Origin of the sequence: Hydrogenophaga sp. UC242_53, from assembly GCF_042696965.1 — a bacterium.
In the GTDB taxonomy this organism is placed as follows: Bacteria; Pseudomonadota; Gammaproteobacteria; order Burkholderiales; family Burkholderiaceae_C; genus Hydrogenophaga.
Genome location: NZ_CP170552.1, coordinates 3,904,764 through 3,923,005, shown reverse-complemented (window position 1 = coordinate 3,923,005; position 18,242 = coordinate 3,904,764). Strand labels below are relative to the sequence as shown.

The 18,242-nt window shown below is 68.4% G+C and carries 16 protein-coding genes and 1 pseudogene; 12 read left to right on the top strand and 5 right to left on the bottom strand.

Features of this window, described 5'->3' with window-relative positions; genetic code table 11:
* The first annotated feature begins 1 nt into the window (after window position 1).
* The 8 genes and pseudogenes from ACFJI0_RS19700 to ACFJI0_RS19665 form a co-directional block, all read left to right on the top strand.
* Entirely contained in the window at window positions 2–1,423 is a 1,422-nt protein-coding gene (locus ACFJI0_RS19700; protein WP_382322011.1) for an 8-oxoguanine deaminase, read from the top strand.
* 64 nt (window positions 1,424–1,487) lie between these two features.
* Window positions 1,488–2,753 (top strand): alpha/beta hydrolase, encoded by a 1,266-nt coding sequence (locus ACFJI0_RS19695; protein ID WP_382322009.1) that lies wholly within the window; start codon window positions 1,488–1,490, stop codon window positions 2,751–2,753.
* 82 nt (window positions 2,754–2,835) lie between these two features.
* Window positions 2,836–4,782 carry a molecular chaperone HtpG gene (htpG, locus tag ACFJI0_RS19690; protein ID WP_382322007.1) on the top strand — a complete coding sequence of 649 codons (1,947 nt, stop codon included), beginning with the start codon at window positions 2,836–2,838 and terminating at the stop codon, window positions 4,780–4,782.
* 115 nt (window positions 4,783–4,897) lie between these two features.
* Window positions 4,898–6,328, top strand: coding sequence for a class I SAM-dependent methyltransferase (locus ACFJI0_RS19685; RefSeq protein WP_382322004.1), 1,431 nt, complete (start codon window positions 4,898–4,900; stop codon window positions 6,326–6,328).
* The gene (locus ACFJI0_RS19680; protein ID WP_382325743.1) at window positions 6,321–7,646 is read left to right on the top strand and encodes a sensor histidine kinase; all 1,326 of its coding nucleotides are present in this window, start codon (window positions 6,321–6,323) and stop codon (window positions 7,644–7,646) included. Before ACFJI0_RS19685 ends, ACFJI0_RS19680 begins: the two co-directional genes overlap by 8 nt.
* Window positions 7,643–8,824, top strand: a complete 1,182-nt coding sequence (locus tag ACFJI0_RS19675) for an ATP-binding protein (RefSeq protein ID WP_382322002.1) — start codon at window positions 7,643–7,645, stop codon at window positions 8,822–8,824. The genes ACFJI0_RS19680 and ACFJI0_RS19675 overlap by 4 nt, the downstream gene beginning before the upstream one ends.
* A gap of 25 nt (window positions 8,825–8,849) precedes the next feature.
* Complete coding sequence (locus ACFJI0_RS19670; protein WP_382322000.1) at window positions 8,850–9,797, top strand: response regulator; 948 nt, start codon at window positions 8,850–8,852, stop codon at window positions 9,795–9,797.
* Between the two features lie 93 nt (window positions 9,798–9,890).
* Window positions 9,891–10,223 (top strand): annotated as a pseudogene (locus ACFJI0_RS19665) (hypothetical protein); the annotation flags it as partial.
* 92 nt (window positions 10,224–10,315) lie between these two features.
* Here the strand turns inward: ACFJI0_RS19665 and ACFJI0_RS19660 are convergent.
* From ACFJI0_RS19660 to ACFJI0_RS19650, 3 genes are all read right to left on the bottom strand, one after another.
* A complete protein-coding gene (locus ACFJI0_RS19660) occupies window positions 10,316–10,744 on the bottom strand; it encodes an organic hydroperoxide resistance protein (RefSeq protein ID WP_382321998.1) in 429 nt (142 codons plus the stop codon).
* A 61-nt stretch (window positions 10,745–10,805) separates the two neighbouring features.
* Window positions 10,806–11,255 carry a MarR family winged helix-turn-helix transcriptional regulator gene (locus ACFJI0_RS19655; RefSeq protein WP_382321996.1) on the bottom strand — a complete coding sequence of 150 codons (450 nt, stop codon included), beginning with the start codon at window positions 11,253–11,255 and terminating at the stop codon, window positions 10,806–10,808.
* Window positions 11,256–11,526: 271 nt separating this feature from the next.
* The gene (locus ACFJI0_RS19650) at window positions 11,527–12,570 is read right to left on the bottom strand and encodes a serine/threonine protein kinase (RefSeq protein ID WP_382321994.1); all 1,044 of its coding nucleotides are present in this window, start codon (window positions 12,568–12,570) and stop codon (window positions 11,527–11,529) included.
* 54 nt (window positions 12,571–12,624) lie between these two features.
* On the opposite strand from ACFJI0_RS19650, the gene ACFJI0_RS19645 reads away from it, so the two are divergent.
* The 4 genes from ACFJI0_RS19645 to ACFJI0_RS19630 all read left to right on the top strand — a co-directional run bounded on the left by ACFJI0_RS19645 (window position 12,625) and on the right by ACFJI0_RS19630 (window position 16,394).
* Window positions 12,625–13,500, top strand: a complete 876-nt coding sequence (locus ACFJI0_RS19645; protein ID WP_382321992.1) for a class I SAM-dependent methyltransferase — start codon at window positions 12,625–12,627, stop codon at window positions 13,498–13,500.
* 154 nt (window positions 13,501–13,654) lie between these two features.
* Window positions 13,655–14,842: a cation:proton antiporter gene (locus tag ACFJI0_RS19640; protein WP_382321990.1), complete on the top strand. Its 1,188-nt coding sequence runs from the start codon at window positions 13,655–13,657 to the stop codon at window positions 14,840–14,842.
* A 3-nt stretch (window positions 14,843–14,845) separates the two neighbouring features.
* A complete protein-coding gene (locus ACFJI0_RS19635) occupies window positions 14,846–15,973 on the top strand; it encodes a YbdK family carboxylate-amine ligase (protein ID WP_291121182.1) in 1,128 nt (375 codons plus the stop codon).
* Window positions 15,974–16,136: 163 nt separating this feature from the next.
* Window positions 16,137–16,394 (top strand): hypothetical protein, encoded by a 258-nt coding sequence (locus ACFJI0_RS19630; RefSeq protein ID WP_382154047.1) that lies wholly within the window; start codon window positions 16,137–16,139, stop codon window positions 16,392–16,394.
* Window positions 16,395–16,397: 3 nt separating this feature from the next.
* Here the strand turns inward: ACFJI0_RS19630 and ACFJI0_RS19625 are convergent, their stop codons facing one another.
* Window positions 16,398–17,222 carry an ABC transporter permease gene (locus ACFJI0_RS19625; protein ID WP_382321988.1) on the bottom strand — a complete coding sequence of 275 codons (825 nt, stop codon included), beginning with the start codon at window positions 17,220–17,222 and terminating at the stop codon, window positions 16,398–16,400.
* Window positions 17,223–17,225: 3 nt separating this feature from the next.
* A complete protein-coding gene (locus ACFJI0_RS19620) occupies window positions 17,226–18,161 on the bottom strand; it encodes an ATP-binding cassette domain-containing protein (RefSeq protein WP_382321986.1) in 936 nt (311 codons plus the stop codon).
* Window positions 18,162–18,242: the final 81 nt, after the last annotated feature.

The window sequence follows — 18,242 nt, the reverse complement described above, 5'->3', positions numbered from 1 at the left end:
CATGAACCTTGTTGCCCAGGCAGCCGCCGCCCCCCTGATCCTTCGCCACGCCGACGTGGTGGTCACCATGGACGCCCAGCGGCGCGAGATCGCCGACGGGGCGGTGGTGGTGAACGGGCCGGCGATCGAGTGGGTCGGGCCCACGGCCGAGTTGCCGGCGCCCTGGCGCGAGGCGATCGCCAGCGGCGGCGCCGAAGCCATCGACCTGCAGGGCCACGTGCTGATGCCCGGGCTGGTGAACACCCACCACCACATGTACCAGAGCCTCACGCGCGTGGTGCCCGAGGCGCAGGACGCCGAGCTGTTCGGCTGGCTCAACAACCTCTACCTGCTGTGGGCCCGGCTCACGCCCGAGATGGTGCGCGTGTCCACGCAGACGGCCATGGCCGAGCTGATGCTCTCGGGCTGCACCACCACCAGCGACCACCTCTACCTGTTCCCCAACGGCTCGCGGCTGGACGATTCCATCGAGGCCGCCGACGCCATGGGCATGCGCTTCCACGCCGCGCGCGGCAGCATGAGCGTGGGCCGCAGCGCCGGCGGCCTGCCGCCCGACTCGGTGGTGGAGAGCGAGGCGGCGATCCTGGCCGACAGCGAGCGCCTGATCGGCCGCTGGCACGACGCCTCGCGCCACAGCATGCGGCGCATCGTGCTCGCGCCGTGTTCGCCGTTCTCGGTCTCGCGCGACCTGATGCGCGAATCGGCCGTGCTCGCGCGCTCGCACGGCGTGTCGCTGCACACGCACCTGGCGGAGAACGACAACGACGTCGCCTACTCGCGCGAGAAATTCGGCATGACGCCGGCCGAGTACGCCGAGGACCTGGGCTGGGTCGGCCGCGACGTGTGGCATGCGCACTGCGTCAAGCTCGACCCGGCGGGCATCGCGCTGTTCGGCCGCACCGGCACCGGCGTGGCGCACTGCCCGTGTTCCAACATGCGCCTGGGCTCGGGCATCGCCCCGGTGGGAGCGATGCGCCGCGCGGGCGTGCCGGTGGGCCTGGGCGTGGACGGCAGCGCCTCCAACGACGGCGCCCACATGCTGGGCGAGGTGCGCCAGGCGATGCTGCTGCAGCGCGTGGGCTTCGGCCCCGCCGCGCTCACCGCGCGCGAGGCGCTGGAGATCGCCACCCTGGGCGGCGCGCGCGTGCTGGGCCGCGACGACATCGGCGCGCTGGTGCCCGGCCTCTCGGCCGACCTGGTGGCCTTCGACTTGCGTGGCGTGGCGCACGCCGGTGCCGGCCACGACCCGGTGGCCGCGCTGGTGTTCTGCCAGAGCGCGGACGTGGCGCTGAGCGTGATCAACGGCCGCGTGCGGGTGCGCGACGGCCGCCTGGTGGGCATGGAACTCGACCCCCTGCTGGCGCGCCACCGCGCGCTGGCGCGCGCCCTCTACGAATCGGCCCGGCACCCGCACACCGCCTGAGAGGGCAGGGCGGCGGCGCGCATCCTGTCACACACACCCGCACCTTCCGGGGCCACAATGGCCCATGACCCCGCTCAAGCCCACCCGCGAGGCGCTGCTGCGCCACGTGCGCCCGGCCGACCTGAAGGCCGCGGTGCAACTCGTCACGCAGGCCACCACCGGCGCGATCGGCGTGGCCGAGGGCGTGCACCAGGCGGTGCGCAACCGCCTGGGCCTGCCCGCCGGCCTCGAGCCGGGCCGCACCGGCGGCCTGACCGGCCAGATCTACCAGGGCATTCGCGGCGTCACGCAGCTGGTGGGCCATGGGCTGGACAGCGCGCTGCGCAGCCTTGCTGCCCATGGTGGACGACCCCACGCGCCACCCCGAGCCCTCGCCCGGCCGCGAGGCCGTGCTGGCCGCGCTCAACGGCGTGCTGGGCGACCGCCTGCTGGAAACCGGCAACCCGCTGGCCCAGGCCATGGAACTGCGCCACGCGGGCCGGCGCCTGCCGCTGGAGAACCGGCCGCTGCTGCATCAGCGGCTGGGGCCGGCCACGCCGCACCTGATCGTGCTGCTGCACGGCCTGTGCATGAACGACACGCAATGGCAACGCAACGGCCACGACCACGGCGCCTTCCTCGCGCAGGCCCTGGGCGCCACGCCGGTCTACCTGCGCTACAACAGCGGCCTGCACACCTCCACCAACGGCCGCGAATTCGCGCGCCAGCTGGAAGTGCTGGTGGCGCAGTGCCAGTGCCGCTGGCCTCCATCACCCTCATCGGCCACAGCATGGGCGGGCTGGTGGCGCGCGCCGCCTGCGAAGAGGGCCGGCAGGCCGACCACCGCTGGCGCCCGCTGCTCCAGCACCTGGTGTTCCTGGGCACGCCCCACCAGGGCGCGCCGCTGGAGCGCGCCGGCCATGGGGTGGACGTGCTGCTGGCCTCGACCCCCTTCACCGCGCCGTTCACGCGCCTGGGCCAGCTGCGCAGCGCCGGCATCACCGACCTGCGCCACGGCCACGTGCGCGACGCCGACTGGCAGGGCCGCGAGCGCTTCGGCTCCAGTGCCGACCACCGCGAACCCCTGCCCCTGCCCGAGGGCGTGGCCTGCTTCACCATCGCCGCCACGCTGGCGCCGCAGCGCGGCCTGCTGGCCGACCGCCTGACCGGCGACGGCCTGGTGCCGCTGCGCAGCGCGCTGGGCCAGCACGACGACCCCCGGCACCGGCTGGTGTTCGCGCGCGAGAGCCAGCGCACGGTGCACCGCACGGGCCACCTGGAGCTGCTCTCCAGCCCGGTGGTGGCCGAGCAACTGCGGGCCTGGCTGGCGCCGGCCGTGGTCGAGGCTTGAAATCCGGCGGCCAGCCCATAATTCCGCCTCGCGTTGCGCTCTTCCGGAGCGCGTTCCTTCGTTTTCACGTCAGTCGACCCCCATGAGCAAACAAACCCTGTCCTTCCAGGCCGAAGTGGCGCAGCTGCTGCACCTGGTCACGCACTCGCTCTATTCCAACCCCGACATCTTCCTGCGCGAGCTGGTCTCCAACGCGTCGGACGCCTGCGACAAGCTGCGCTTCGAGGCGCTGAACAACGCGGCCCTGTTCGAGGACGCGCCCAATCTCGAGGTGCGCGTGGCCTTCGACCGCGAGGCGCGCACCATCACCATCACGGACAACGGCATCGGCATGAGCGCGCAGGAGGCGATCGACCACCTGGGCACCATCGCCAAGAGCGGCACCAAGGATTTCATGAGCCGCCTCTCGGGCGACCAGAAGCAGGACGCCCAGCTCATCGGCCAGTTCGGCGTGGGCTTCTATTCCGGCTTCATCGTGGCCGACAGGATCACCGTGGAATCGCGCCGCGCCGGCCTGCCGGCGGCCGAGGGCGTGCGCTGGACCAGCGGCGGCACGGGCGACTTCGAGGTCGAGACCCTCGAGCGCGCCGCGCGCGGCACCAGCGTGATCCTGCACCTGCGCGACGACGCCAGCGACTACCTCGACCGCTGGAAGCTCAAGTCCATCATCGGCAAGTACTCCGACCACATCAGCCTGCCCATCCTGATGCAGAAGGAAGAGTGGGACGCCGAGAAGAGCGAGCAGGTGCTGCTCGACGAATGGGAGGCCGTGAACTCGGCCAACGCGCTGTGGGCCCGCAGCAAGAAGGACGTGAGCGACGAGCAGTACGCCGAGTTCTACAAGAACCTGAGCTACGACACCGAGGCGCCGCTGGCCTGGAGCCACAACCGCGTGGAAGGCAGCACCGAGTACACCCAGCTGCTCTACATCCCGGCCAAGGCCCCGCAGGACCTCTGGAACCGCGACCGCAAGGCCGGCATCAAGCTCTACGTGCGGCGCGTCTTCATCATGGACGAGGCCGAGGCCCTGATGCCTTCCTACCTGCGCTGGGTCAAGGGCGTGGTGGACTCGGCCGACCTGCCGCTCAACGTGAGCCGCGAGCTGCTGCAGGAAAGCCGCGACGTGAAGGCGATCCGCGAAGGCAACACCCGCCGCGTGCTCGCGATGCTGGAAGACCTGGCGAAGAAGGACCAGGCGCCGGCGCCGGGCGAAGGCGCGGACGGCGTGACCGACGTGGTCTCGGCCGAGGACAAGGCCGCGGCCGAGAAGGACGTGGGCAAGTACACCGCGTTCTACGCCGAGTTCGGCGCTGTGCTCAAGGAAGGCCTGGGCGAGGACTTCGCCAACCGCGACAAGATCGCCAGGTTGCTGCGCTTTGCCAGCACCCATGGCACGGCGCTGACCGCGCTGGCCGACTACAAGGCCCGCATGAAGGAAGGCCAGGCCGCGATCTACTACATCACCGCCGACAACCGCGCGGCCGCGCAGAACAGCCCGCAGCTGGAGGTGTTCCGCAAGAAGGGCATCGAGGTGCTGCTGATGACCGACCGCGTGGACGAGTGGGCGCTGTCCTTCCTGCACGAGTTCGACGGCACCCCGCTGCAGAGCGTGGCCAAGGGCGCGGTGGACCTGGGCTCGCTGCAGGACGAGGACGAGAAGAAGGCCGCCGAGGCCGCCGCCGAGACCTTCAAACCGGTGCTGGAGCGGCTCAGGGAAAGCCTCAAGGACAAGGCCAAGGACGTGCGCGTCACCTCGCGCCTGGTGGACTCCCCGGCCTGCCTGGTGGTGGAGGACGGCGACTACTCCACGCAGCTGGCCCGCATGCTCAAGCAGGCCGGCCAGCCCGCGCCGGAGGTGCGGCCGATCCTGGAGGTCAACGCCGAACACGCGCTGGTGAAAAAGCTCGAAGGCAGCGCGCATTTCGACGACCTGGCCCACATCCTGTTCGACCAGGCCCTGCTGGCCGAAGGCGGTCTGCCGGACGACCCGGCGGCCTATGTGAAGCGCGTCAACGCCCTGTTGGTCTGAGGACAAACCCCGTGCCATGAGCACGGCATGGGGGTTGACTACACTCGGGGCCGGGGAGTCTTCAAAGGCGCAGTGCACCGCACCTGCCCCGTCCACCTGATCCACCGGCCACAACGTGTACCTACAGCGACCATTCGATCACGTCGTCACCTTCCGCAACAGCCAGGGAGAGAGCGCGCGCGGCACCCTCACCAGCCTGCAGCGGCGCTCGCTGGTGATGGAGATCTACAACCCGTACTCCATCGTGCAGGTGAGCGAGGTGCTCAGCGAGCTGACCATTCGGTCAGGCGACCGCATCATCTACAAGGGCAAGGCGGTGGTGGTGAGCCTGCTCAACACCGGCCTGATGGCGGTGATCTCGGTGGCGCTCATCGACGAATGGTCCGACCTCAACGCGATCCGGGGCAACGTGAGCCAGGTGCGCGAAGAGGCGGCCCGTTTCGTGGCCGACTGGGAGTCGCGCTTCAAGATCCGGCAGAGCTACCAGGTCACCATCAGCGAGTTCCGTGCCTTCCTGTCCGAGACCGCGCGCTGGATCGACCAGGCCGACATGGTCGATTCCCTGCCGCGCCTGCCCGACGGGCGCCTGACCGACGAGGTGTTCGGCGCGATGGCCGAGCCCCTGATGATCAAGGGCAAGGAGTTCCTGGTGCGGCTGGAGGACGAGGCCTCCCGCCTGCCGGTGGAAGACTCGCTGCTGCACCGGTCTTTCGCACAGACGGCGCTGCACCCCCTGGTGCTGCGCGCGCCCTTCGTCTACCGCACCTTCGCCAAGCCGCTGGGCTATGCGGGTGACTACGAGATGGTCAACCAGATCCTGGGCGACCCGCGCCAGGGCAGCAGCACCTACATCCAGCTCGTCAACGCCATGTTCCTGCGCGCGGCGGTGGCCGTGGCGCACCGCAACCGCATCGACATCCTGGTCGAGTTCCTCAAGAAGGCCGTGGCCAGCGCCGCCAGCAAGGGCCGGCCGGTGCGCATCCTCAACGTGGGCTGCGGACCGGGCGTGGAGATCCAGAAGCTCATCGCCACCGGCGAAGACCTCTCGCGCCTGCAGTTCACCCTGATCGATTTCAGCCTGGAGACCCTGAACTACACGCGCCAGAAGATCGAGGAGGCCGCGCAGCTGCACAAGTCGAAGGTGCAGGTGGAGTACGTGCAGGAATCGGTGCACGAGCTGCTCAAGCGCGCCACCCGCGACACCGCACCGGCCGACGGCGAGGGTTTCGATTTCGTCTACTGCGCCGGCCTGTTCGACTACCTGTCGGACAAGGTGTGCGCGCGGCTGATCCGTTACTTCCTCTCGCGCAGCAACCCGGGCGCCCATCTGCTGGTCACCAACGTGCACGCCGACAACCCGGAGCGCTACGGCATGGAGCACCTGCTGGAGTGGCACCTGATCTACCGCGACGAGAAGCAGATGCAGTCCGTGATGGAAGAGGTGAACGCGCCCGCGATCATGTACACCGACGCCACGGGCGTCAACATCTTCGCGGAAGTGGTGGTCAACGCAAACCTGAAGGCCATGGCACTTGAAAATGGCTGACCGGCCGAGCTCGCCCTACGAGCAGCAGCTCTCGGACTTCCGCCTGACCTACAGCAAGGCGGGCAGCATCACGTCCATCGTGCTGGTGCTCGCGGGCTTCGGCCTGGACTATTTCTCGTACCCGGACTGCCTGCTCGAATTCACCCTGCTGCGCGTGCTGGTGGTGGTGCTCACGCTGGGCATCCTGCGCGTGCTGTTCACCGAATTCGGTCGCCGCCATGTGCGCTCGCTCACCATGCTCTGGCTGCTGCTGCCGCAGATCATGATCGCCTTCATGATCTACGAGACCGACGGCGCGCAGTCGATCTACTTCGTGGGCCTGCACCTGGCGCTGTACGCGGTCGGCATCATCCTGCCGATCAGCTTCTTCGAAGGCATCGGCTTTGGCGTCGTCACGCTGGTCCTCTATGTGGTGGCCTGTGCGCTGCACCCCGACGCGGCCAGCAGCACGGCGCGCATGGTGACGAATTCGCTGTTCATCCTGTTCTCCGCCGGGGCCAGCGCGGTGTGCACCTGGTTCAACGAGAAGGCCCGTCTGCGCCTGTTCCAGTTGCAGCACGAGGTGTCCGAGAAGAACGCCTCGCTGCGCGAGATCAACCAGACGCTGGCCGAGGTCAAGGGCCAGCTGCTGCAGCGCGAGAAGATGGCGGCCATCGGCACGCTCTCGGCCGGCCTGCTGCACGAGCTCAACAACCCGGTGAACTACAGCCTGATGGCGATCAACATGGGCCTGACCTGCAAAGGCGCCCAGAGCGACGAGATGCTCAAGGAGAGCCTGGTCGATGCGCGTGAAGGCATGCAGCGCATCCAGAACATCGTCACCGACCTCAAGACCTTCGCCTACCAGAAGCCCGGTCAGGACAGCCTGCGTCCCTTCCTGCTCGAGAACGCGGTGCGCTCGGCCGTGCGGCTGGCGGGTTACGAACTCAAGGGCGTCGACGTGGTGATCGATCTGCCGCAGGACAGCCACGTGCTGGGCGACGAGCCGGCCATCATCGGCGTGCTGATCAACCTGTTGAGCAATGCCGCGCTCGCCCTGCAGGCGGCCAAGCGCGAACAGCCCCGCATCGCGGTGACGGCCACCCTGCAAGGCCACCGCCTGGGCGTTTCCGTGCGCGACAACGGCTCGGGCATCGACCCGGACAACCTGAGTCGGGTGTTCGAGCCCTTCTTCACCACCCGCGATGTGGGGGCCGGTCTGGGGCTGGGCCTGAGCGTGAGCTACGGCATCGTGCACCGGCATGGCGGTACGCTGGCGGTGGAAAGCGAGCTGGGCAGCTGGACCGAATTCACCTTTGACCTGCCGAGGCCCGAATGAAATCCGACGACGCCTCCGTGACGCGCGGCCTGCTGGGCGCCCATGCCATCCTGATGGTGGACGACGAGCTGCAGGCCTGCAAGTGGTTTGCCCGCCTGTATGGCGACGAGTTCGTGGTGCTCACCGCCGGCAGCGCGGACGAGGCCCTGGCCGTGTTGGCCCAGCGCGGCCACGAGGTGGCCGTGCTGCTCACCGACTACGCCATGCCGCAGCGCGACGGCGTGACCCTGCTCAGCGAAGTCCGCCAGCAGTACCCGCACGTGGCGCGCCTGCTGGTCTCGGCCTACGCCGACAAGGACATGGCGATGTCCGCTGTCAACCAGGGGCACGTGGAAAAGATCCTGGAGAAGCCGCTGGACGAAGCGCTGACCCGGCAGTCCCTGCGCGACGCGCTGCAGGCCAGCCAGGAACGCGCGCGCGAGCGGGCCCTGATCGAGCGGCGAGCGGCCACCTTGCGCGAGACCCTGGGTTTTCTGGCGCACGAGGTCACCACGCCGCTGGCCACGGTGCAGGGTTACCTGTCGGCCATGCGCGAGCGCCATGTCGACCCCACGGAAGGGGACCGTGGCGTGGCGCACATCCAGGAACAGAAGCCGGGCGACGTGCTGTTCATGATCGAGGCCGCGCAGCGCCGGGCGGAGTACGCGCAGTCGCTGGTGTCGACCTTCGTGCAGACCGCGCGCGACGCCTACCAGCCCGACAGCGCGCCCAGCCTGCGCGCCAGCGACCTGGTGCAGGCGGTGCGCGAGGAATACCCGTTCGACCACGACGAGGCGCAGTGGCTCACCAGCGATCTCGCCGACGATTTCGTGCTGCCCGGCCGCCGGGACCTGCTCTACCTCGTGCTCTGCACCCTGGTCAAGAATGCGGTGCTGGCACTGCGCCCGAACCCGCCGGCCCAGCCCAATGTGCACGTGGTGCTGTTGCGCGAGGCCCCCGCGCCGGGCCTGCCGGTGCAGGCCGCCATCCAGGTGCGCGACAACGGCCCCGGCATTCCGGCCGAGGTGTTGGGCCGCTTGACGCTCGAACCCCTGACCACCCGCGCCAGCAGCGGGGGCAGCGGCATGGGCCTGGTGTTCTGCCGCCGCGTGATGACCTCGCTGGGCGGCTCCATCGTCGTGAGGTCCGAGGCCGGCCAAGGCGCCAGCGTGTCCCTCTATTTCCCTTTCGCGCAATGACCAGTCAGGAGAATCCGTGAAGCCCGTGAAAATTTTGTACGTTGACGACGAGGCCATGGCCCTGAAGTACTTCGAGCGCCTGGTGAGTCCGTTGGCACCGGTGCTCACCGCGACCTCGGTGGAAGAGGGCCGGGCGATGCTCGCGGCGCATGGCGCCGAGATCGCCGTGCTGGTGTGCGACCAGCGCATGCCGGGTGAGTACGGCAACGAGCTGCTGCGCCATGCGCGCGAGTACTACCCCGGCGTGGTGCGCATGCTGACCACCGCGTATTCCGAACTGGGCGATGCCATCGAGGCCATCAACACCGGCGAGATCTACCGCTACATCAACAAGCCCTGGGAGCTGGAGAGCCTGCGCGCCGACCTGAAGAACGCGCTCGAACTGGCCGAGCTGCGCAGCGAGCGCGACAGCCTGATGCGCGACCGGCTGATGGCCCAGCAGGGCCAATTGCTGGCCAACCGCCTGTCGGCGCTGTTGATGGTGGGCGCGGCGGTGCACAGCGAGGACGTGGAGCAGGCGCTGCACCGCTTTGCCCAGGCCGCGCTGCGCGTGGGCAGCACCCAGCCGGCCATCGACTGGAACCGCTGGGACCACGCGGACCTGATGCAGGCCGAGGCCCAGCGCGGCGCGGCCATCGCGGCCCACCTGCGCCAGTGGCTGCGCGAGTTCGGCCCGCGGCGCGACGGTGCGGGCGCCCTGTCGGTGCTGGCCCAGGCCCTGGGCGGCGAACTCCAGGGGGACCATGTGCAACTGGCCGACGGCACGGTGTTGACGGCGCTGCTCTCCCTGCCGGTGGGCGAATGGCCGACGGCGCCCCAGTGCGCCTGGCTGGCCTGGCTGCTCTGGCAGGGTGGGCTGGCCGAGGCGGTGGCCGTGGACGGCGCCTGGGCGGTGCGGCCTGTGGAAGCAGCCGCTCTGCCGACGGACTGGCTCGCGGACGCGATCGAGCGCCTGGGCCAGGGGGGCGTCTGAGCGGGCTTGTGACGAAACGTTGCACAACGGAGGGCACTTTTGGCTGAACCCGCGCTCACAATGGCATCTGTTCCGCATTCAAGGACCCGTGCCATGACCACTTCACCTCAAAACCACTCTGTTGTCCTCCGCGGTGTCGCGGGGGTGTTGCTGGCGGGAGCCGCCTTGCTGGCCGGCTGTGGCTCGGCAGGCGTGGGCATCGGGGTGGGTGTGCCCCTGGGCCCGTTTTCGATCGGCGTGGGCGCGGGCACCGGCGGGGTGAGTGCCGGTGTGAGCACCGGTGTCGGACCGGTCGGCGTCGGGGTGGGTGTGAACCAGCGCGGCCAGGTCAGTGCCGGCGCGGGGGTGGGGACGAGCACGCGCATCGGCAACAGTGGGGCCAGCGTGGGCGTGGGGGTGGGCACCAGCACGGTGATCCACGATCCGCACGACCGCAACTGAGCGCCGCGAAAAGCATCAGAAAAAAAGCCCACCGGTGCGAACCGGTGGGCTTTTTTTGCTGGGTGCCAGGGAAGGGCTTACTTCAGCGTGATGGTCACGTCGATGTTGCCGCGGGTGGCGTTGGAGTAGGGGCACACTTTGTGGGCGGTGTCCACCAGGTCCTGGGCCACGGCGCGGTCCACGCCGGGCAGGCTCACGGCCAGGCGCGCGGCGATGCCGAAGCCGGCCGGGATCGGGCCGATGTCCACTTCGGCGTCGATGGAGGCGTCGGCGGGCACGGCCACTTTCTTCATGCCGGCGACGTGCTTGAGCGCGCCCATGAAGCAGGCGGAGTAACCAGCGGCGAAGAGCTGTTCGGGGTTGGTGGCGTTGCCGGCGCCGCCCATGGCCTTGGGCGGGGAGAGCTTGACGTCGAGCAGGCCGTCGTCGCTGCGCGAAGCGCCGTCGCGGCCGCCGGTGGTGTGGGCGCGGGCGGTGTAGAGAACTTTGTCGAGGGAGGTGGGCATGGTGTGGCTCCTGAGGTTGAAGGGCTTCGGGTGGAAGCTGGGGGTGGGTGAAAGGGAATGATCAGGCGGTGAGGCGGTCGCGCAGGGTTTGCACCTGCTGTGTGAGCGCCATCACTTCGGACACGTCGCATTGCGTGGCTTGCAGCACGCAGCCGGGGATGCGCGCGGCGCGGGCCTTGAGTTTGCGGCCGGCGGCGGTGAGGCGGATGAGCACGCGGCGTTCGTCCTGCACGTCGCGCAGGCGGGTCACGAGGTCGGCGGTTTCGAGCCGCTTGAGCAGGGGGGTGAGGGTGCCGGAGTCGAGGTAGAGGCGGTCACCGAGTTCGGAGACGGTGACGCCGTCGTTTTCCCACAGCACGAGCATGGCGAGGTATTGGGGGTAGGTGAGGCCCATCTCTTCGAGCAGGGGCTTGTAGAGCTTGGTCATCGCCAGCGAGGCGGAGTAGAGCGCGAAGCACAACTGGTGGTCGAGCTTGAGGGCTTGGTCGCTGGGGAGGCTTTCGGTCTTCATGGGGTGGTACTGTATGGGTTGTTTGTATTGTGTGCAATTTAATTTTGAGCAACCATTTTGGGGTTGGGGGCTTTCATTGGGGTGACATGGTGCGAGGGTGGCTGGCGTGGGTGCGCGTTCTCCGGCCCTGCTCGCGGTTGCCCTCACGTTGGATGACTGCATGCGGTGTTGACGAGAGGGTGGTGGCGAACCCAGGCAGACGCCCGCGAGCAGGGCCGGAGAACGCGGGCACCGCCACCGGCCCCCGCGAGGTCTCAAACAGAAACAGGACTCAGGCCATCAAAGGCTCACCCTGCATCTCCTCGATCTGCTCCACCAGCATGTCCACCTGTCCCTGCCAATAGTCCCGGCTGCCGAACCAGGGAAAGTTGATCGGAAAAGCGGGATCGTCCCACCGCCGAGCGACCCAGGCGCTGTAGTGGATCAGGCGCAAAGTCCGCAGAGGCTCGATCAGCGCCAACTCACGGCGATCGAACGGCCGGAACTGTTCATAGCCGTCCACCAGCGCCCCCAGCTGCTGCATCTGCTGACGCCGATCGCCCGACAGCAACATCCACAGATCCTGCACCGCCGGCCCCATGCGCGCATCGTCCAGGTCCACGAAATGCGGGCCCGCGCCCGGCTGGCCCTCGGGCGTCCAGAGAATGTTGCCCGGGTGGCAATCCCCGTGCAGGCGGATGCGCTGAATGCCGTCCTCGTCCACCACCGCGCCCGCCCGCAGCACCGGGTGCGCCTCGATCAGGGCCAGCGCCTCCTCCAGCGCAGAAGCCCAGGCACCACGCACCTCGGGCGCGATCGCCGCATGCGCCATAAGCCAGTCGCGCGGCTCGTGCGCGAAGGCCGCGGCATCCAGCGCCGGGCGCACCGCAAACGGTCGCTGCGCGCCGACGGTGTGGATGCGCGCGAGAAAACGGCCGATCCACTCCAGCACCTCGAAATTGTCCAGCTCGGGCCGGCGCCCACCCCGGCGCGGGCTCACCGCGAACGTGAAGCCGCCGAAGTGGTGCAGCGTCTCGCCCTGCACGCGCAGCGGCGGCACCGCCGGAATCTCGGCCGCCACCAGCTCCTCGGCAAAAGCATGCTCCTCGGCGATCTGCGCATCGCTCCAGCGCCCGGGCCGGTAGAACTTCGCCACCACCTGATCCACCCCCTCCACCGGCGCCTCCAGATGGATCTGGTACACGCGGTTCTCGAAACTGTTGAGCGCGCTCAGGCGCCCGTCCCCCCACAGGCCGATGTGGGCCAGCGCGTCCTGCACCACGTCGGGTGTGAGGGTGCTGTAGGGGTGGCTGCTGCTGTCGTTGTTGGAAATCATGCGCGATTGTCGCTGCTGGCCATGAGGCCAAAGGGGCTCACCTATGATCGGCGCATGTCGAAACACAAGGCGAATGCGCGGCCCACGCCCACGCTGCAAGAGCAGCTGCCCGAACTGCGGCCCGGCCAGTCCGTCGCGCTGCTCCAGGAACTGCACATCCTCACGCGCGAGGGCAAGCTCAACCAGGATACGCGGCGCAAGCTCAAACAGGTGTATCACCTCGTGCAGTTCATCGAGCCCCTGCTGGCCGAGGTGCTGGCCGCGCGCGGCGACGTGACGTTGGCCGACCACGGCGCGGGCAAGTCCACCCTCGGCTTCATCCTGTACGACCTGTTCTTCAAGGACAAGCCGGTGGGCCGCGTGACCGGCGTGGAAACCCGCGCCGAGCTGGTGGAGAAATCGCAGGCCCTGGCCGCGCGCCTGGGCTTCGAGCGCATGGACTTTCTCGCCACCACCGTGCAACAGGCGCTCACCCACCCGGCGCTGCCGCCCACGGTCGATGTGGTGACCGCGCTGCACGCCTGCGACACCGCGACCGACGACGCGATCCAGTTCGGCCTGGCCAAGCAGGCCAGCCACATGGTGCTGGTGCCGTGCTGCCAGGCCGAGGTGGCCGGCGTGATGCGCAAGCACAAGGCGCTGAGCCTGTCGCGCACACCGCTGGCCGAGCTCTGGCGCCACCCGCTGCACACGCGCGAGTTCGGCAGCCAGATCACCAACGTGCTGCGCTGCCTGCAGCTCGAAGCCCAGGGTTACAGCGTGACCGTCACCGAGCTGGTGGGGTGGGAACACTCGCTCAAGAACGAATTGATTCTGGCCCGTAGAATGGGCTCGGACCGCCATGGCACGCAGGAGCGCGCCAGGCAGCGTTTGCAGCAGGTGCTCGACGAGCTTCACCTGCAAGAGCTCACGCAGCGTTTCGCGGCTTGACCGCTTCTCGCCTTCTCACCAGGCATCCCTGTTGCCGTGTTCGCGGCGCTCCGTTCAGCTTTCGCTGATGGCCGGACGTCTTGATGTTTTCAGCGCGTGTCCTACACGCGTGGCGGCATTCGTTCATCAAACTCTCGCCGAGGAGTTTTTACCCATGCTTACCGATTACAGTTTTCTGCTCCAGTCCATTGCCTGGCCCCTGGTGTTGCTGCTCGCCTGGTTCATTGCCGAGCGCGCGCACGAGGTCTGGCACATCCCGCGCGTCACCAGCTACGTGGCGGTGGGGCTGGTCGGCGGGCTGGTCAACCTGCCCGGCCTGACCACCGACGTGCCGGGCCTGCCCTTCCTGGCCAACGTGGCGCTCTCGCTGGTGCTGTTCGAGCTGGGCTACCGCATCAACCTGCGCTGGTTCCGCCACAACCCCTGGGTGCTGGTGCTCGGCGTGGTCGAGTCCATCGTCACCTTCGCGGTGATGTACTGGGTCACTGGCTGGTTCGACCTCGCCACGGACCTGCGCCTCATCATCGCGGCGCTGTCGATCTCGGCCTCGCCGGCCGGCATCGTGCGCGTGGCGAACGAGCTGCGCAGCGCCGGCCAGGTGACCGAGCGCGTGCTGCACCTGTGCGCCATCAACTGCATGATCTCGGTGCTCGCGCTCAAGCTGGTGGTGGGTTACTGGTACCTCAGCACCTCGGGCGACCTCGTGCTTGCGGCCTTCGGCAGCATCCACCAGGTGGGCACCTCGGTGGCCGTGGGGGGCCTGCTCGGCGTGGCCGTGCCCTGGCTGCTGCGCCTGCGCAACACGCACGAGCGCGGTGTCACCGTGGTGTTCGCGCTGTCGGTGCTGCTGCTCACCACCGCGGCCTATGGCCTCAAGCTCTCGCCGCTGCTGGCCGCGCTCACCTTCGGCATCGTGGCGCGCGAGCGCCGCGTGCACCTGACCAACGCGCAGCGCGACTTCGGCACCGCCGGCGACCTGCTGTCGATCTTCCTCTTCGTCTACATCGCCTCGCTGCTCGACTGGGCCGACGTGGGCACCGGCATGCTGCTGGGCCTGCTGCTCATCCTCGTGCGCACGGCCTCCAAGGTCGGCTGCAACCTGGTGGCCGCGCGGCTCTCGGGCATCACCGAGCGCAAGGGCCTGCTCACCGGCCTGGCGCTCACGCCCATGTCGGCCTTCGCCATCCTGCTGATCGAGCAGAGCCGCCTGTATGGTTTCGCGCCCGCGGTGGAGGTGCTCTCGGTCATGGCCGGCATGATGCTGCTGCAGGAATTGCTCGGCCCGGTGGTCACGCAGCGCGCGCTGCTGGCCGCGCATGAAACCCACGTCACGAAAGGTTGAGCCATGCCTTTGGAAGCCTTCAAATCCTCCGACTCGCTGACCATGGGCGTCGAGCTCGAACTGCAGCTCGTCAACACCTACGACCTCGATCTGTCCAGCAGCGCCAACGACCTGCTGGAGCTGCTGCGGCGCAAGCCGTTCCCGGGCGTGGTCACGCCCGAAATGACGCAGAGCATGATCGAGATCGCGACCGACGTGCAGCGCGAACACGGCCCCCTGCTCGCGCAGCTGCAGCAGATCCGCGACACCCTGGTGAGCGCGGGCGACCGGCTCAACATCGAGCTCTCGGGCGGCGGCACGCACCCGTTCCAGCGCTGGTTCGAGCAGCGCATCTTCTCCAAGCCGCGCTTCGAGCAGCTTTCGGGCCTGTACGGTTACCTCGCCAAGCAGTTCACCGTGTTCGGCCAGCACGTGCACATCGGCTGCGCCAGCGCCGACGAGGCGCTGTTCCTGCTGCACTCGCTCAACCGCTACGTGCCGCACTTCATCGCGCTGTCGGCCTCGTCGCCGTTCTCGCAGGGCGTGGACACGCTGTTCGATTCGGCGCGCCTGAACTCGGTGTTCGCCTTCCCGCTCAGTGGGCGCGCGCCCTTCGTGCTGAGCTGGGAGGAGTTCACCAACGTCTACTTCACCAAGATGGAGAGCACGGGCGTGGTCAAATCCATGAAGGACTTCTACTGGGACATCCGGCCCAAGCCCGAGTACGGCACCATCGAACTGCGCGTGTGCGACACGCCCCTGACGGTGGAGCGCGCGGCGGGGCTGGCGTGTTACCTGCAGGCGCTGTGCCGCCACCTGCTGGAGCGGCGCGAGCTGCCGCCGGAAGAAGACGATTACCTGGTCTACACCTACAACCGTTTCCAGGCCTGCCGCTTCGGCCTGGACGGCATGATGGTCAACCCCAAGACGCGCGAGCAGATCAGCATCCGCGAGGACATCCTCGCCACGCTGCGCCACCTCACGCCCCATGGCGTGGCGCTGAATTCGCTCGCGGCGCTGGACGAGATCGAGCGCACGGCCGGCCGTGTGGGCAACCACGCGACCTACCTGCGCAACCAGTTCAAGGAAAGTGGCAGCGTGCAGTCGGTGGTGCGCGCCAGCGTGGAGGCGCTGCGCGGCCCCCGTTCGTGATGCAGTTCACGAACCGCCTGTAGGGACAACGCACGCTCTGTCAGCGAAGTTCCTACAGCGCGAATGGCGGGGCGCCGACTTAACGTTCCAGGGGGGCGCCGGTACAGTTTGTTTCATCGACAGCCCATTTGTCACCGTTCAAACCCACCCCAGGGAGCCCCCCATGTCCACCACCGCCACCCGCCTCAACCCCTTCGTCCTGATGCTCGATCCGGAAGCCGTGATCAGCGCCATGGAGACCAGCGCCAACCTGCGCGGCATCCGCAGCCGCATCTGCCGCCCGCTGGACAAGCCCCTGATTCCCAAGATCTTCGACACCGCCGCCCGCGAGTTCGACGCCGTGATCGAAGCCGAAGACTTCATCGACACCGGCAGCGAGCTGTACAGCGACGCCCAGCCTGCGCTGCGCGCCGTCCACTGAGGTCTACTTGGCAAACCTTTTGCGCGTGAGCGCGAGGGCGAGCCAGAAGGCGCCTACCGTGTAGGCGAGCAGCACCCCGCCGTGCAGCCAGGCCTGCGTGGGCCACTGGTCCATGAACAGGGGCCGCACCAGCTCCACCGCATTGGTCAGTGGCAGCCAGTCCGAGATCTGCCGCACCACCCCGGGCAACTGCTCGCGCGGAAAGAACACCCCCGAGAGAAACATCATGGGGGTCAGGAACAGGGTGAAGTAGTAGGTGAAGAAGTCATAGCCCTTGGCCAGGGCGTTGAACACCAGGGCGATGCACGAGAACGTGATACCCACCCCCAGCAGCACCGGCCAGGCCAGCAGCAGCTTGGGGGAATGGCTGATGCCCAGCGCGAGCATCACGCCCAGGATGGCCGTCACCGTGAACAGGGCCTTGAAGCCCGCCCACAGCATTTCCGCCAGCACCACGTCGTCCAGGCTCACCGGCGCGTTCATGATGCCGTCCCAGGTCTTCTGCACGTGCATGCGCGAGAAGGCCGAGTACAGCGCCTCGAAGCTGGCCGCGTTCATCGCGCTCATGCAGATGCTGCCGCTGGCCAGGAACAGGATGTAGGGCACGGCCACGCTGCCGCCTTGCGGCGTGCCCAGGTTGACCTGGCCCACCAGCGCGCCCATGCCGTAGCCGAAGGCGACCAGCCACATCAGCGGCTCGGCGATGTTGCCCACCAGGCTGGGGATGGCGAGCTTGCGCCAGACCAGCAGGTTGCGCAGGAAGACGGGCCACCAGCGCATGGACAGGCGCGGTGGGGACCAGGGGGAGGGGGTGTGGGTGGTGCTCATGGGTCAGCCGTCCTCGCGGATCTGGCGACCCGTGAGTTTGAGAAAGAGGTCTTCCAGGTTGGCGGGCCGGTGCAGGGTGCGCAGGTGGTGGTGCTCGCCGAGCGCGGCCAGCAGCGGCAGGGCCTGGGCGGTGTAGAAGAACACGGTCTCGCCGCTCACCTCCACGCGTGCGGCGAGGGCGCGCAGCGCGGCGTGGCCTTCGTCATGGGCCAGCGCCAGCGCGCCGTTGCCGTAGACCTCCACCACGTCGGGCTCCAGGTGCTGCGCGATCAGCTCGCGCGGCCGGCCTTCGGCGATCTTGCGGCCGTGGTCCAGCACCAGCAGGCGCGAGCACAGGCGCTCGGCCTCGTCCATGAAGTGCGTGGTCAGCAGGATGCTCTTGCCTTGCTGCAGCAGCATCTGCAGGCGCTCCCACATCAGGTGGCGCGCCTGTGGGTCCAGGCCGGTGGTGGGCTCGTCGAGCATCAGCAGGCGCGGGTCGTTGACCAGCGCGCGCGCCAGCGAGAGGCGCCGTTTCATGCCACCCGAGAGTTCGCCCGGCTTGGCGTTGGCCTTGTGCGAGAGCGCGGCGAACTCCAGCAGCTTAGGGATGCGTTCGCGGACGGTGGCCGCCGGCAGCCCGAAGTAGCGGCCGTACACCAGCAGGTTCTCGGCGCAGTCGAAGTCCGGGTCCAGGGTGTCCATCTGGCTCACCACGCCGAGCTGGGCCTTGATGGCCAACGCGTCGCGCGGCATGTCCTGGCCGAAGGCGGTGATGGTGCCGGCGTCGGGCGCGGTCAGGCCCAGGCACATGCGGATGGTGGTGGTCTTGCCGGCGCCGTTGGGCCCGATCACGCCCAGGCATTCACCGGGGCCGATGGCAAAACTCAGGTCGTTCACCACGGTGCTGTCGCCATAGCGTTTGACGAGGTGTTGGCATTCGAACAGGGCGTCTTTCATGTGCCGGCATTGTGCCCGCTCGCACCGTAGCGCCTGGGGCCGGCCCCTACAATGCGGGGCTGCCCGCCAGGGTCTTGTCCC

Bases quoted from the DNA above. Each gene is read 5' to 3' on its own strand.
- htpG (WP_382322007.1), top strand. From the start codon at position 2,836: ATGAGCAAACAAACCCTGTCCTTCCAGGCCGAAGTGGCGCAGCTGCTG.
- ACFJI0_RS19620 (WP_382321986.1), bottom strand. From the start codon at position 18,161: ATGAAAGACGCCCTGTTCGAATGCCAACACCTCGTCAAACGCTATGGC.
- ACFJI0_RS19695 (WP_382322009.1), top strand. From the start codon at position 1,488: ATGACCCCGCTCAAGCCCACCCGCGAGGCGCTGCTGCGCCACGTGCGC.
- ACFJI0_RS19680 (WP_382325743.1), top strand. From the start codon at position 6,321: ATGGCTGACCGGCCGAGCTCGCCCTACGAGCAGCAGCTCTCGGACTTC.
- ACFJI0_RS19645 (WP_382321992.1), top strand. From the start codon at position 12,625: ATGTCGAAACACAAGGCGAATGCGCGGCCCACGCCCACGCTGCAAGAG.
- ACFJI0_RS19660 (WP_382321998.1), bottom strand. From the start codon at position 10,744: ATGCCCACCTCCCTCGACAAAGTTCTCTACACCGCCCGCGCCCACACC.
- ACFJI0_RS19700 (WP_382322011.1), top strand. From the start codon at position 2: ATGAACCTTGTTGCCCAGGCAGCCGCCGCCCCCCTGATCCTTCGCCAC.
- ACFJI0_RS19655 (WP_382321996.1), bottom strand. From the start codon at position 11,255: ATGAAGACCGAAAGCCTCCCCAGCGACCAAGCCCTCAAGCTCGACCAC.
- ACFJI0_RS19635 (WP_291121182.1), top strand. From the start codon at position 14,846: ATGCCTTTGGAAGCCTTCAAATCCTCCGACTCGCTGACCATGGGCGTC.
- ACFJI0_RS19640 (WP_382321990.1), top strand. From the start codon at position 13,655: ATGCTTACCGATTACAGTTTTCTGCTCCAGTCCATTGCCTGGCCCCTG.
- ACFJI0_RS19630 (WP_382154047.1), top strand. From the start codon at position 16,137: ATGTCCACCACCGCCACCCGCCTCAACCCCTTCGTCCTGATGCTCGAT.
- ACFJI0_RS19650 (WP_382321994.1), bottom strand. From the start codon at position 12,570: ATGATTTCCAACAACGACAGCAGCAGCCACCCCTACAGCACCCTCACA.
- ACFJI0_RS19675 (WP_382322002.1), top strand. From the start codon at position 7,643: ATGAAATCCGACGACGCCTCCGTGACGCGCGGCCTGCTGGGCGCCCAT.
- ACFJI0_RS19625 (WP_382321988.1), bottom strand. From the start codon at position 17,222: ATGAGCACCACCCACACCCCCTCCCCCTGGTCCCCACCGCGCCTGTCC.